A 14,060-nucleotide genomic window follows, 5' to 3' on the forward strand; every position below is an offset into this window, starting at 1 on the left:
TAAAAAAATCGGTATTTTAGTAACAAATCATTTGGGTTAATCGTCTTATAAAAGAAAATCAACTTTATTCAAATCATTATGAAAAAATTGCTATTAACACTTTTAGTACTGATATTATGTATTGGATGTACTTCTCAAGAGAATTCTCAAGATTTTATCAAAAAAACCGAAGGAAGGTATTTGTTTAATGCCAATGAAGTTATAGAAATCTATTACAAAGAAAATGTTTTACATGCCAAATGGAGAGGAAATGACGACATTAAACTGCTTAAAGTTGACGATAGTAGTTTTTATATGAAAGAACTTAACGAAAAAATGATATTTGTCAATCAGCCTAAAATGCATATACAATTAGCTGAAAAAACAGAGCATAAAGGAATTAAGTATCATTTTGAAAAGATGAAAGGTGGAGAAAAAACAGCTATGGAATACTTTAAAGATAAAGAGTACGCAAAATCTTTAGAAACTTTTAAATCTATACAACAAAAAGACTCTTTAAATCCAACCATACGTCAGCGCAGAATAAATAGATTAGGCTACACATATATTAGAAACCAAGATTATAATGCAGCTTTAGAAATTTTTAAAATAAACACTATTTTGTACCCAAATAGTTCAAATACTTTTGATAGTTTAGGCGAGGCTTATTTTTTAAAAAAAGATACCCTAAATGCAATTGCTAATTTTAAAAAAGCATTATCTATAAACCCAGAAAACAGAAACTCTAAACGTTTTCTAAAAAAATTAAATACAAAGTAAATGGAATTAGAACAATTAAAATACCCCATTGGAAAAGCTCAGATTCCCGAACATATCACCAAAAAAAATATTGAAACTTGGATTTCTGACATAGAACGTTTTCCTCATGAATTGGAGTTTTTAGTCAAAGAATTATCTGATGCACAACTAGATACACCTTATAGAGATAAGGGTTGGACGATAAGACAAGTGATACATCATTCTTATGATAGTCACCATAACTCTTATACGCGATTTAAGTGGGCATTAACAGAAGATAAACCTATTATAAAAGCATATTATGAAGAACGTTGGGCAGAATTATCAGATTCAAAATCTGGCCCTATCATGTTAACTATAGATGCACTTAAAGCTTTACATGCAAAATGGGTGTTTTTATTGAATGGATTGACTGAAAAAGAACTATTGAAAACGTTTATTCATCCTGATGGGAATAAAGAGGTTTCTATCAAAGAAAATATTGGTATTTACGGTTGGCATTGTCAACATCATTATGCACACATAGAACAATTGATGCTAAGAAAAGGTTGGAAATAATATGAAAGAAGAAATTACTTTTGATGATTTTTGTAAAGTTGATCTTAGAATTGGAACAATTATTAAGGTTGATGATTTTCCGAAGGCCAAAAAAAAAGCGTATAAGCTACAAATTGATTTTGCCAGTTTAGGTATAAAAAAGTCAAGTGCTCAAATCACCAATTTATACACTAAAAACCAATTATTAGGCAAACAAGTTTCGGCAATCATAAATTTTAAACCAAGACAAATTGCTAATTTTTTAAGTGAAGTTTTGGTTTTGGGAGTCTATAATTCTGACGGAGATGTTGTTTTATTACAAGCTTCTACGCCCATAAAAAACGGAACTCAAATTAGTTAATTAACGTGAGTTGGGTTTAAAAAATTGGTTTATATTTTTATTTTTTAAAACGGATGTCATTTCTACTGTAATGGAGAAATCTTACTATAGATATGAGATTTCTCAACTACAATTCGTTTCGCTCGAAGTGATAATCATTTAATTTTCAATTAAATAACACTTAAATAATAGAAAAGTTATATCAAAATCACGTTAATTAAGCAATTATAATAAATAAAATCACGAATATTTAGGGTTATTTAAAATTACCAACGCGCCTATTACTCCAGGAATCCAACCACAAAGTGTCAACAAAAATATAATAATAAAAGAACCACATCCTTTGTCTATTACAGATAACGGGGGAAAAATGACAGCAAATAAAACTCTAAAAAAACTCATGCATCTAATTGGGTTGATTAACGCGAATTCGACCTAAGAAAACTTATAAAATTTAGCCTAATTTTTCATCAATATCATATTAAAATTTGTAAATTTTAAATCGAACTAACATTAGTAGTTATACAAATTTAAGACGAGTTATTCTTTATATTGTTACAGATTTTGTAAAAACTCTAAACCGACTACCAACAAACTTACATCATATCTCCAAAAAAGATTGTATTCATCAACAACTTGTTTGTTCCGAACCAAAAAGCCCTAAAGTTTGTATTGTCTGTAAAAACAATTACATTTCCTTTTCCGAATCGTTGTACTTTAAAAGGTACTGTATTTGGTATAACCTTTGCGTTTTCTTTAGAAATATAACCGCTTAATAACGGATTAGAGGTGTACTGAATAGGATTGTTGTAACTATATTTGTCTGGTTTTAAAAACAAAGTAGAGTTTCTAAATAACGCTATTTTATTGTTTTTGTAACCAAAATTAATAGGATGAGAACGGTCTATTTTTGCTTCAAAAATAGCTCCTCCTATATATTGTGCTCCAGATTGCAATGCTTTATTTTCAAAAGACACATTTTTAATTGTATCTATTTTGGCACTGTCAAATTGTAGAGTAATCATGTTATTACTAGCCAACCATCTTGCTGTATTTTTATAACCAATTACCACTCCTCCATTTTGTACCCAAGACTTTATTTTTTCTATTTCCTTGTTTTGCAAACTACTATTAGGAATAATAATATGAGTATATTTAGAAAGGTCTACGCTACTTAGATAACGTGTATCTATTCTAGTAACATGCATGTCAAAACGTTGGTCAAACAAATGCCAAATTTCTCCTGAGTCGTTTCCTGTAACTCCATCACCAACAATCATTGCTACTTTGGGTGTTGTAATTGCTCTAAAATTTCTACTACCCAAATCTATTCCGTTATTTAAACCTGTAGAAACACCTGTAATGTCTACATGACTTTTTGAAGCCACTTGTTGTAAAAATTGATACAATGCTACATCGTTTAATTTTTGATTTTGAACAGGTATAAAAATGGTTCCATATTCATATGTATTACCTCCATTTTCAAAGTTTTTCATAGAAAATTTAGCACGTAACCCTTTCTGTAAAATAGTGTTTAGGGCTTTGGGAGTATAATATTCGTTCCAAGACATTAAATAACCAACTCCACTTTTTGCAGTTACATTACCTTTTTTTAGCGTTACCTCTGCAACTTCTTTACCAGCTCTAGATAAAGAAATATTTTCTGCAAAATCTACCCCAAAAGCATGATTAAAAGTCCAAGCAGAGACATCATAAAATAAACTATCTTTAAATGAGGTTCTTACATCAAACATAGCTTTTACCAACCTATGATTTTTCTGATTCATAGGAACAATGTAGCTATACCCTTTTTTAAAGGTTTTTCCATTCTGATTAAAATCAGATTTTACTTCGTGAATTTTAATACGATGACGTTGTAAAACCTCTGCCAAATGAAAAGTTTTTGCAGCATCTTTTTCATCACCAAAAACAATAGCTTTTTTTAATGCAGTATTTCTTGAGGTTTCATAAAAATCTTGCTGATATTTTAAGATTTTTACTCGCATTTTATGCGCTGCTTCTAAAGTTGATAGCGCCGCTGTAAACTGATTTCTTATGGTAAACGGAAATGTTAAAATTCCGTTTTCGGTTTCTTGCGCATGCCCCCTAGAGCTACCTTGTTCAAAAAGAATACCTATACTACCGTTAATATCTGGAAATGTTGAGCCTTTGCCGTAATAAAAATCGTCAAAACTTTCTTCAGAATAATATAAAGACCCAATTTTGTCAAGCGCTTTTGCATGATAATTAGCAATTTCTTTGGTTAAATCTTGGTTCATTTGAGGAGTCAAAGGGTTGGTTCTAGAAGGGATTCCTGGTTGAAAAAAGAAAGTAGAATTACTGCCCATTTCATGATGATCTGTTAAAATATTTGGTAACCAATCATGAAAGGTCTGTATTCTTGCCTTACTTTCTGGTAGTTGTACAGGTAACCAATCTCTATTCATATCAAACTGATAGTGATTTGTTCTTCCTCTAGGCCAAATCTCTGCGTATTCTCTATCATTTGGATCTGGATTGATATTTTTACTTTTATTGGTATTTGCCCAATATGCAAAACGTTGCAACCCATCAGGGTTTAAAGAAGGGTCTAATAAAATAACCGTATTTTTTAACAGCTCTTGTACTCCTGCTGTTTCTGATGCAGCCAAATAATAGCCTAATGCCAATACTGCATTAGAACCACTTGCTTCATTACCATGTATAGAAAAACCTTGGTAAACTACTATTGGATCTTTAGTTACATTAACAGATATATCATTAGTTGCCTTACGATGTTTCTCTTTTATTTTTTCTATATTTTCATGATTTTCTGGTGAAGTGATGGTCAATAGCAATAAAGGTCTACCTTCAAAAGTTTTACCTCTATTTTCTATAGAAATTCTGTTAGATGAAGCAGCTAACACCTTCATGTATGCTATCAATTTATCATGCGTTATATGCCACTCTCCTACTTCATGATCTATTACCGACTTTGGTGTCGGAATTTTAGAATTGTAGGTTCCTTGTGGTACATAATATGATAAATCTATATCTTGAGCTAAAACTGAATAAGAAATAAATATAAGTAGAAGTAACGCTTTTTTCATGTAGAAGTAGTTTTAATTACTTAACAAAGATATCAATTCAGAATACGAATAAGATTCACTTTAACAATCATTTAAGAATTCAAAAATTAAAGCTACATTAAAATTATAATAGCTATAGCCACAAAAACAACAATTTGTCCCCATTTTAAATACACACCTATGTTAGTGTATTGTTTTATATACTTAGAAATGTTTCCGGCTAATATTGCTATACTTGCAAAGACAATAAAAGAAATTAAGATAAAAATTAATCCTAAAATATAAAATTGAATTTCTGTTGCCATTGTGTTAGAAAACAAAAACTGAGGAAAAAAGGCTAGAAAGAATAGGGTTACTTTTGGGTTTAAAACATTCATTAAAAACCCTTTTTTAAATAATGATAAAGTACTTTTCTTTTGAGTTTTAGGACTAAACAATACAATTTTAGCATCACTATTATAAACTTTATAAGCCAAATATAATAAGTATGCTGCTCCAAAAAGTTTAATTATAAAAAAAAGGCTTTCGTTTTTTTTAAGAATTGCGGAAACTCCAAAAGCAACAAAAGAAGTATGTACAATGCACCCAGACATTAATCCTAAAACTGTTGCTATTCCATATTTTTTTCCATTTACAATACTTTGTGTGAGTACAAAAATATTATCAGGCCCTGGTGAAATGGCTAGTATAGCTGTTGCTATTGCAAAAGAAATTAAAACCTCTAGCATTGTTTAAAGATACTTAAACTATGCTTTTTTTAAAATAGCTTTATTTATTTTTTTGATTAAACTAGGGCCCTCATAAATAAAACCGGTATAAATTTGTACTAAATCTGCTCCTGCCTCTAATTTCTCTAAAGCATCTTGAGCAGAATGGATACCGCCAACTCCAATAATTGGGAATGCTTTTTTAGATGTATCTGCCAAATATTTAATTACAGCTGTACTTTGCGCTTTTATAGGTTGCCCACTCAAGCCCCCATTCCCTATTTCTTGCAAACGTTTTTCTGAAGCTTTTAAGCCTCCTCTAGTAGTAGAAGTGTTAGATGCTATTACTCCGTCTATTTTTGTTTCATTCACCAATTCAACAATTTCGTCTAATTGATTTTGATTTAAATCTGGAGCAATTTTTAGCAAAATAGGTTTCTGTTTAGATGCTTTTACGTTTAATTTCTGACACTCAGAAATCAACTCTATCAAATAATCTTTGTCATTTAATTTTGCATGACTTCCAACGTTTGGGCAACTTACATTTAAAACAAAATAATCTACATAAGGGTGTAATGCTGTAAAAACTTGGCAATAATCTTCTGTATAATGCTCTGGCTTTGTGGCAGTATTTTTACCCAAATTACCACCAATGATTACATTTCCTTTATTTTTCTTTAAATTGTCTATGGCAGCGGCTATCCCATCGTTATTAAAACCCATTCGGTTTATAATTCCCTTATCATCTTTTAAACGAAACAAACGCTTTTTAGGGTTTCCTGCTTGCCCTTTTGGGGTTATAGTACCTATCTCTATAAATCCGAAACCAAAGTTTGCCAATTCATTATAAAGTACAGCATTTTTATCAAAACCAGCAGCTAATCCAACTGGATTTTCAAAAGTTAACCCAAATAAATTTCGTTCTAATTTTTTATCTTTTACAACATATAAACTTCTAAAAATTGAAGTAACAAAAGGTATTTTAGATAGTGTTTTAATTAATGAAAATGTAAAATAATGGATCTTCTCTGGATCAAATAAGAAAAAGATTGGTCTTATAATAAGGTTGTACATGAGTATCTAGAATTGTTATTTCTAGTTGGCAAATTTACACATTTTTAAACTGATAGCTAACCTCATTGACGCTTCAATTTCTGATTATTTAATTTTCATTACTTTAGTATAAAATACAAATCATTTTGGAGACTATTGTTACTTATTTTAAAACCATACCTTCTTCTCATAGAAGTATTATTCTAGTAGGAGGAATTACTTTTTTTTGGCTTTTAGAAGGAGCTATACCTTTATTTAAGTTTAACTATAAAAAATGGAAACATGCCTTACCAAACTTGTTTTTTACCTTAACTACAGTAGTTATCAATTTTGCTTTGGCTTTTTTATTACTAAACACTGCTGATTGGGTGGCTGCAAATAATTTTGGACTAATCAATTGGCTACCTAAGATGCCATTATGGTTGTATGTTGTGTTAGGTGTGTTATTTTTAGATTTTTTTGGTGCTTACCTTTCTCATTTTGTAGAACACAAAGTAAAACCATTGTGGATGGTGCATTTGGTTCATCATTCTGATCACAAGGTAGATACCACAACTGCCAATAGGCATCATCCAATAGAGAGTTTTATTCGTTTTGCGTTTACATTGTTAGGTATTTTTCTTGTAGGTACACCAATAGCTATTGTAATGTTGTACCAATCTATGTCTTTAATTTTTACACAATTTACTCATGCCAATATTAAAATATCTCCTAAAATTGATAAGTTATTAAGTTATCTTATCGTATCTCCAGACATGCACAAAGTACACCATCATAATATGCTGCCTTATACAGACTCTAACTATGGTAACATTTTTTCTATTTGGGATAGAATATTTGGTACATATATGAAATTAGATCGAGAAAAAATTGTGTATGGTGTAGACACATTTCCTAATGAAGCGACTAACTCTTCTTTAAAAGAGTTATTAAAACAACCATTTCAAGGGTATAGAAAACCAACAGGCATTGAGAAGATGTAATTTTACTCTTTTAAACATCAAATATTTAATCGTAAATCAAATATTTTGTTCTAAGAACCTTAAACGCTTGCAAACCGTTTTCCCAGGTTTTTCGAATTTCTTGTTCAGATAAACCTTGTTCTATTTGTTTTTGCAACGTTTCTGTACCTGCATGAATTGTAAAGGTCTTTCCAAAAAACAATTCTTTTTTAGGTGTTTTTTGGTATGCATCTATTAAAAAAGATAAGTCAATTTTAGACAAACGCTTTGTCTTTCTTAAATCTACACCATAGCATAATTTCTCTTTATGCTTGGGGTATTTGGCTCCTTCATTAGCTTTGGGTGTATAAGAAAAGGGCGTTTTATTAAAAAACGGAGCTCCATATCTTTGAAACTGATAAGCTGTTCCACGTCCCGCATTAATAGTGGTACCCTCAAAAAACCCTAAACTTGGGTATAAATTAATGCTTTTATCATTTGGTAAATTTGGTGAAGGTTTTATAGGCAAACTATATGTAGAATTGTGTGTGTAGTTTCTTAATGGAATAACCGTTAGATCACATTGTATGCCATTCTTCAACCATTTTTCTCCATTTATCATTTGTCCATATTCGCCAATTGTCATTCCGTACACTACAGGAACTTCGTGCTTACCAACAAAACTTGAATGTTTTGCTTCTAAAACAGGGCCATCTATATAGTGCGCATTGGGGTTGGGTCTGTCTAAAATTATTAACGGAATAGCATTTTCTGCACAAGCCTCCATAACATAATGAAGCGTAGAAATGTATGTATAAAAACGAACACCAACATCTTGTATATCAAAAACCAAAACATCTACATCTTTTAAATGTATTTTAGATGGTTTTTTATGCTTACCATGTAAAGATAAAATGGGTAACCCAGTTTTGGCATCTATACCATCTTCTACATCTTCTCCTGCATCTGCTGTTCCTCTAAAGCCATGTTCTGGAGAAAACACTTTTTTTACTGAAAGACCTAGATTTAGTAAAGAATCTACCAAATGTGTTGTTCTATTTTTTGTAACGTCTGTGTCCTTAAAAATTACAGATGTTTGGTTTGCTACCACTGCAATTTTTTTTCCCTTCAATAAATTAAGGTATTTAGAAGTTTGTACTGCTCCTACTTCAACTATTGTATCTGTACTTATTTCGTGTGTTTTTGTGTTTGATTTTTTAGCACTATTAGTACATGAGATCAACTGAAAATTCATCCCCAAAAACAAGAATAAATATGTACTTTTACGAAGGATAAAAACAATCATTAATTTGAATTACGAGTTATTTATTGCAAAACGCATTATTGCTGGCAAAAAGTATAAAAATAGTATTTCATCACCAATAATAAAAATTGCCATTACTGCAATTTCATTGGGTATTATTATTATGCTCATTGCTGTAGCTACTGGTGCAGGTTTGCAATACAAAATTCGTGATAAAATGGCGGGATTTAAAGGACATGTTCAAATTATCAATTACGATACTAACAACTCTAATGTTTCTACAGTTTCTATTGATAAAAACCAAGAGTTTTATCCAAATTTTAAAGAGGTAGAAGGCATTAAAAATGTTCAAGTTTTTGCTAATAAAGGCGGAATTTTAAGAACTCAAACAGATTTTGAAGGTATTATTTTTAAAGGAGTTTCTACAGATTATGATTGGTCTTTTTTTCAGGAATATATCACAGCAGGAAAAATCCCTAATTTTAAGCAACAACGTACTAAAGAAGTATTATTATCACAAACTGTAGTCAATCGTTTACAATTAAAATTGGGCGACACTATTTTAGCAACATTTCTAAAAACTGCTAATAGTAAATTACCATCTAACAGAAAATATACAATTGTTGGCATTTACAATTCTGGGTTTGCTGAATTTGATAAATCGATGATGATTGGAGATCTTAGGGAGGTTCAAAAATTAAACAAATGGACTGAAAACCAAGTAGGTGGTTTTGAAGTTATTTTAGATAATTTTGACAATATTGAAGCAAAAGGCGAAGAAATATATAGTGCTATTTCAGGAACTTTAAATGCAAAAACAATAATAGATAGTTATCCTAACGTTTTTGATTGGATTAAATTGTTTGACAATAATATTTGGTTCATTATTGGAATCATGATTCTTGTAGCGGGTATTAACATGATTACTGCATTATTAGTACTTATTTTAGAAAGAGTACAAATGATTGGTATTTTAAAAGCCTTAGGTAGCACCAACACAAGTATTAGAAAAGTATTTTTATACAATGCATCTTACCTAATTTTAAAAGGATTATTTTGGGGTAATATTATAGGTCTATCGCTTATTTTTATACAACACTATTTTAAAATAATTAGGTTGAATCCAGAAACCTATTATGTAAGTACAATGCCTGTACATATCTCGTTAAACTATATTATTTTATTAAATGTTGGTACTTTAATTATGTGTTTTTTAATGTTGATACTTCCTTCTTTTATCATCACTAAAATTCAGCCTTCAAAATCTATAAAGTTTGCGTAAAATACAATTTTACAAAACTTCTTTTCTTAAAATTTGTCAAATTATAGTTAATCTTAACCTTCAGGTATTAAAATCTTAAAAAATACTTTATTTTTGTTGTAGAACATTAAGGTATGAAATACGCAAAAAACATCTTAGAAACTATAGGTAATACCCCTTTGGTAAAACTAAACACTTTAACCAAAGAATTACCTTGTTTGGTCTTATCTAAATATGAAACTTTTAACCCTGGAAACTCGGTTAAAGATAGAATGGCATTGCAAATGATTGAAGATGCTGAAGCAGATGGTCGCCTAAAACCTGGTGGAACAATTATTGAAGGAACTTCTGGAAATACCGGAATGGGATTAGCCCTAGCAGCTATTGTAAAGGGGTACAAATGTATCTTTGTAATGGCAGACAAGCAGTCTAAAGAAAAGATAGATATTTTACGTGCTGTGGGTGCAGAAGTAGTAGTTTGTCCCACCAATGTAGAGCCTAATGATCCACGTTCTTATTATTCTGTTTCCAAAAGATTAGGAGAAGAAACTCCAAATTCTTGGTATGTTAACCAATACGATAACCCAAGTAATTGTAAAGCGCATTTTTTGAGTACAGGTCCAGAAATTTGGGAACAAACTGAAGGGAAAATTACTCATTTTGTTGTAGGTGTTGGCACTGGAGGAACAGTTTCTGGTGTTGGAAGTTATCTAAAAATGAAGGCCAAAGAAACAGGAAAGACTGTAAAAATCTGGGGAGTAGATACCTATGGATCTGTTTTTAAAAAATATCATGAAACTGGTATTTTTGATGAAAATGAAATCTATCCATACATTACAGAAGGAATTGGAGAAGATATTCTTCCTAAAAACGTAAATTTTAATGTCATAGATGGCTTTACAAAAGTTACGGATAAAGATGCTGCAATTTACACCCAAAAATTAGCCAAAGAAGAAGGTATGTTTTTAGGAAATTCTGCAGGAGCAGCCATAAAAGGAGTGTTGCAATTAAAAGAACATTTTAAACCAGATGATGTTGTTGTTGTATTGTTTCATGATCATGGTAGTAGATATGTTGGTAAAATGTTTAACAACGATTGGATGCGAGAACGAGGCTTTTTAGAAGAAGAAATTAAAACTGCTGCAGATTTGATAAAGTCTCACAAAGAAAGACCTTTGGTAACCGCTCAAACAGAAGAGTTGGTTTCTCATGCAATAGAGCGCATGAAACAGTATAAAATTTCTCAATTACCCGTAAAAGATGCAGATGGTCTTGTGGGTTCTGTTGATGAAACTGATTTGTTAAGAAGTTTTATGAATGACAAAGAAATTGCAGAAAAACCTATTAAAGACATCATGGGAAAACCTTACCCAATTGTAAAAAAATCTGCAAAATTAGAACATATTTCAAGGTTGATTTCCAAGAAAAATGAAGCTGTATTGGTAGATTTAGAAAATGGGAACCATCATATTATTACAAAATATGACATTATTAGCGCTATTTAAGGTTTTACAACTTTAAAAATATTGACTGTTTAAAACCATTAAAATTATCAAATAAAAAACCATCTCTATCGAGATGGTTTTTTTACAATCAAACTAATTCAAATAATTTACACTATGAAAACAATTTACTACGTTGTTTCATTTTATTAGTAACAATCTATATGCCAAAAAATATCTGAATTTTAATTTTTGAAATTTTTAATATTTATTTTCTTCTCATTTTTTTGTTAGATACCTGAGGCAAACGTTCTTTTAGTGCCTCTACTATATTATATGTTGCAGGACATACAAAAGTGTTTGCTACTGTTAAATCTGTAATTTGAATAAACTTTCTTCTATCTGTATGCGGGTATTCTGCACAAGCCTTTGGACGAACATCGTATATAAAACAACTATTATCAGATGTATCTAAAAAAGCACAAGGTGCTGTTTTTAGCACCATAAAATCGTCTGAATCTCTTTCTAAATAGGTATTTATAAAATCTGAAACCTTCATTTTTAAATGCTTAGAAATACGCTCTATGTCTTTATCTATAAAAATAGGACTTGTAGTTTTACAACAATTTCCACAATCTAAACAGTCTGTTTTAGCAAACTCTTTGTCATGTAATTCTTGCATTACATAGTCTAAATTTTTTGGTGTTCTGCGTTTCAAATTTGCAAAATATTTTTTGCTTTCTTTTTCTACTTCTGCTGCTAATTTAGGTAGTTGTTTTAAGCGTTCTTCCATCTTCGAAAAATACAATTATTTCTACTAAAACTTACACTAAAATATGTAATTTTGCATTTCAATTTTCGAGACTTTATGAGCATTCAAAATAGTATAGAAACTAACGTAAAAGAAGCTTTTTTAGCTTTATACAATGTAGAAATTCCTAGTGTAGAGTTCCAAGCAACAAGAAAAGAATTTGAAGGAGATATAACTGTAGTTGTCTTTCCTATGTTGCGTTACAAAAAAGGCAACCCTGCGCAAATTGGTGAAGAATTAGGGCAATACATTGTAAAAAACTTGAAAGAAATTACAGCCTACAATGTGGTAAAGGGCTTCTTGAATTTGGTGATAGATGATGCTTTTTATAGTAATTCTTTTAATACGATATATGCTGATAGCAAATATGGTTTTAAAACGCCAAAAGTAAATGAAAAAGCCATAATGGTAGAGTACTCGTCTCCTAACACTAATAAACCACTGCATTTAGGGCACGTTAGAAATAACTTGTTGGGTTATGGCGTTGCAGAAATTTTAAAAGCTGCTGGCCATAAAGTTTACAAGACCCAAATTATTAACGATAGAGGAATTCATATTTGTAAATCTATGTTGGCTTGGGAAAAATTTGGGAATGGAGAAACTCCTGAATCTACAGGCCTAAAAGGCGATAAATTGGTTGGAAATTACTACGTAAAATTTGATCAAGAATATAAAAAACAAATTGCTGAATTAATAACATCTGGTAAAACTGAAGAAGAGGCTAAAAAAGAAGCACCTTTATTTGTTGAAGCTCAACAAATGTTAAGAGACTGGGAAAATGGCTTACCTAAAGTAGTTGACTTATGGAAAAAAATGAACCAGTGGGTTTATGATGGTTTTGATGTTACTTACAAAAATATGGGTGTCAATTTTGATAACTTGTATTATGAGAGTAATACCTATTTGTTAGGCAAAGATGTTGTTGCACAAGGTTTAAAAAAAGGTGTTTTTTATAAAAAAGAAGACGGCTCTGTCTGGTGTGATTTGACTGACGAAGGTTTAGATGAAAAAATTGTATTGCGTTCTGATGGAACAGCCGTTTACATGACACAAGATATTGGTACTGCCATTCAACGTGTAAAAGATTACTCTGATGTTGGAGGCATGGTGTATACTGTTGGTAATGAACAAGATTACCACTTTCAAGTACTGTTTTTAATATTGAAAAAATTAGGATTCGATTGGGCTAAAAACTTATATCATTTAAGCTATGGTATGGTAGATTTACCATCAGGAAAAATGAAATCTAGAGAAGGTACGGTTGTAGATGCTGATGATTTAATGGTAGAAATGTCTGATACTGCAAAAACTATTTCTGAAGAATTGGGTAAGTTAGATGGTTATTCTGATGAAGAAAAAGAAGAGCTGTACAACACTATTGGTTTAGGGGCATTAAAATATTTTATTTTAAAGGTAGATCCTAAAAAGAGAATATTATTTGATCCAAAATCTTCTGTAGACTTTCAAGGAAATACAGGTCCTTTTATTCAGTATACCTATGCTAGAATTCAATCTATTATTAGAAAAGCTGCGTTTGATTATGCTAGTCCTGTAACCACAGATTTACATGAAAAAGAAAAAGAATTGATAAAACAATTGGCTCTTTTTCCTGAAACAATACAACAAGCGGCAGCAAATTACTCTCCAGCAATTATTGCAAATTATACGTATGATTTGGTAAAAGAATTCAATTCTTTTTATCAAAACGTATCTATTTTAGGAGAAGAAAATCAAGATAAAAAAATATTTAGAGTGCAAATTTCTAAAAAGGTGGCAGACACTATTAAAGCTGCTTTTTCTTTGTTAGGAATTGATGTTCCAGAAAGAATGTAGTTAATATTTTACAGTTACAACAAAAAGTTAGCGGTTAACTCACAAAAGTTAGTAAATTTGCATGC

Annotated in this window: 13 protein-coding genes; 7 read left to right on the top strand and 6 right to left on the bottom strand. The window is 30.6% G+C overall.

Annotated features, from left to right (window positions below; genetic code table 11):
* Positions 1-78: 78 nt before the first annotated feature.
* Genes DUT90_RS04580 through DUT90_RS04590 form a run of 3 tightly spaced genes read left to right on the top strand, consistent with a single transcriptional unit; the run spans position 79 to position 1,636 of the window.
* Positions 79-759 carry a lipopolysaccharide assembly protein LapB gene (locus tag DUT90_RS04580; RefSeq protein WP_114425834.1) on the top strand — a complete coding sequence of 227 codons (681 nt, stop codon included), beginning with the start codon at positions 79-81 and terminating at the stop codon, positions 757-759.
* The gene (locus tag DUT90_RS04585; RefSeq protein WP_114425836.1) at positions 760-1,296 is read left to right on the top strand and encodes a YfiT family bacillithiol transferase; all 537 of its coding nucleotides are present in this window, start codon (positions 760-762) and stop codon (positions 1,294-1,296) included.
* Between the two features lies 1 nt (position 1,297).
* Positions 1,298-1,636, top strand: coding sequence for a tRNA-binding protein (locus tag DUT90_RS04590; RefSeq protein WP_114425837.1), 339 nt, complete (start codon positions 1,298-1,300; stop codon positions 1,634-1,636).
* A 219-nt stretch (positions 1,637-1,855) separates the two neighbouring features.
* Here DUT90_RS04590 and DUT90_RS04595 read toward each other — a convergent pair whose 3' ends face one another.
* From DUT90_RS04595 to DUT90_RS04610, 4 genes are all read right to left on the bottom strand, one after another.
* A complete protein-coding gene (locus tag DUT90_RS04595; protein ID WP_114425839.1) occupies positions 1,856-2,017 on the bottom strand; it encodes a YqaE/Pmp3 family membrane protein in 162 nt (53 codons plus the stop codon).
* A 194-nt stretch (positions 2,018-2,211) separates the two neighbouring features.
* Positions 2,212-4,704 carry a M14 metallopeptidase family protein gene (locus tag DUT90_RS04600; RefSeq protein WP_114425841.1) on the bottom strand — a complete coding sequence of 831 codons (2,493 nt, stop codon included), beginning with the start codon at positions 4,702-4,704 and terminating at the stop codon, positions 2,212-2,214.
* 92 nt (positions 4,705-4,796) lie between these two features.
* On the bottom strand, positions 4,797-5,411 hold the full coding sequence (locus DUT90_RS04605) for a LysE family translocator (RefSeq protein ID WP_114425843.1): 615 nt from the start codon (positions 5,409-5,411) through the stop codon (positions 4,797-4,799).
* Between the two features lie 18 nt (positions 5,412-5,429).
* On the bottom strand, positions 5,430-6,464 hold the full coding sequence (locus DUT90_RS04610) for a quinone-dependent dihydroorotate dehydrogenase (protein WP_114425845.1): 1,035 nt from the start codon (positions 6,462-6,464) through the stop codon (positions 5,430-5,432).
* 125 nt (positions 6,465-6,589) lie between these two features.
* Between DUT90_RS04610 and DUT90_RS04615 the strand changes: the two genes are divergently transcribed.
* Entirely contained in the window at positions 6,590-7,426 is an 837-nt protein-coding gene (locus tag DUT90_RS04615) for a sterol desaturase family protein (protein WP_114425847.1), read from the top strand.
* Between the two features lie 25 nt (positions 7,427-7,451).
* On the opposite strand, the gene DUT90_RS04620 is transcribed toward DUT90_RS04615, so the two are convergent.
* Positions 7,452-8,690, bottom strand: coding sequence for an exo-beta-N-acetylmuramidase NamZ domain-containing protein (locus DUT90_RS04620; RefSeq protein ID WP_114425848.1), 1,239 nt, complete (start codon positions 8,688-8,690; stop codon positions 7,452-7,454).
* 4 nt (positions 8,691-8,694) lie between these two features.
* On the opposite strand from DUT90_RS04620, the gene DUT90_RS04625 reads away from it, so the two are divergent.
* Together DUT90_RS04625 and DUT90_RS04630 are read left to right on the top strand one after the other, a co-directional pair.
* Positions 8,695-9,930 carry an ABC transporter permease gene (locus DUT90_RS04625; protein WP_114425850.1) on the top strand — a complete coding sequence of 412 codons (1,236 nt, stop codon included), beginning with the start codon at positions 8,695-8,697 and terminating at the stop codon, positions 9,928-9,930.
* A 113-nt stretch (positions 9,931-10,043) separates the two neighbouring features.
* Positions 10,044-11,414 (top strand): pyridoxal-phosphate dependent enzyme, encoded by a 1,371-nt coding sequence (locus DUT90_RS04630; RefSeq protein ID WP_114425852.1) that lies wholly within the window; start codon positions 10,044-10,046, stop codon positions 11,412-11,414.
* A 205-nt stretch (positions 11,415-11,619) separates the two neighbouring features.
* Here DUT90_RS04630 and DUT90_RS04635 read toward each other — a convergent pair whose 3' ends face one another.
* A complete protein-coding gene (locus tag DUT90_RS04635; RefSeq protein ID WP_114425854.1) occupies positions 11,620-12,144 on the bottom strand; it encodes a YkgJ family cysteine cluster protein in 525 nt (174 codons plus the stop codon).
* 75 nt (positions 12,145-12,219) lie between these two features.
* Between DUT90_RS04635 and argS the strand changes: the two genes are divergently transcribed.
* Positions 12,220-13,995: an arginine--tRNA ligase gene (gene argS / locus DUT90_RS04640; protein WP_114425856.1), complete on the top strand. Its 1,776-nt coding sequence runs from the start codon at positions 12,220-12,222 to the stop codon at positions 13,993-13,995.
* Positions 13,996-14,060: the final 65 nt, after the last annotated feature.

This window comes from Polaribacter sp. WD7, from assembly GCF_003335085.1.
Taxonomy (GTDB): Bacteria; Bacteroidota; Bacteroidia; order Flavobacteriales; family Flavobacteriaceae; genus Polaribacter.

Coding starts and splice junctions, on each gene's coding strand:
- DUT90_RS04580 (WP_114425834.1), top strand. CDS start 79: ATGAAAAAATTGCTATTAACACTTTTAGTACTGATATTATGTATTGGA.
- DUT90_RS04595 (WP_114425839.1), bottom strand. CDS start 2,017: ATGAGTTTTTTTAGAGTTTTATTTGCTGTCATTTTTCCCCCGTTATCT.
- DUT90_RS04620 (WP_114425848.1), bottom strand. CDS start 8,690: ATGATTGTTTTTATCCTTCGTAAAAGTACATATTTATTCTTGTTTTTG.
- DUT90_RS04585 (WP_114425836.1), top strand. CDS start 760: ATGGAATTAGAACAATTAAAATACCCCATTGGAAAAGCTCAGATTCCC.
- DUT90_RS04610 (WP_114425845.1), bottom strand. CDS start 6,464: ATGTACAACCTTATTATAAGACCAATCTTTTTCTTATTTGATCCAGAG.
- DUT90_RS04635 (WP_114425854.1), bottom strand. CDS start 12,144: ATGGAAGAACGCTTAAAACAACTACCTAAATTAGCAGCAGAAGTAGAA.
- DUT90_RS04630 (WP_114425852.1), top strand. CDS start 10,044: ATGAAATACGCAAAAAACATCTTAGAAACTATAGGTAATACCCCTTTG.
- argS (WP_114425856.1), top strand. CDS start 12,220: ATGAGCATTCAAAATAGTATAGAAACTAACGTAAAAGAAGCTTTTTTA.
- DUT90_RS04605 (WP_114425843.1), bottom strand. CDS start 5,411: ATGCTAGAGGTTTTAATTTCTTTTGCAATAGCAACAGCTATACTAGCC.
- DUT90_RS04600 (WP_114425841.1), bottom strand. CDS start 4,704: ATGAAAAAAGCGTTACTTCTACTTATATTTATTTCTTATTCAGTTTTA.
- DUT90_RS04590 (WP_114425837.1), top strand. CDS start 1,298: ATGAAAGAAGAAATTACTTTTGATGATTTTTGTAAAGTTGATCTTAGA.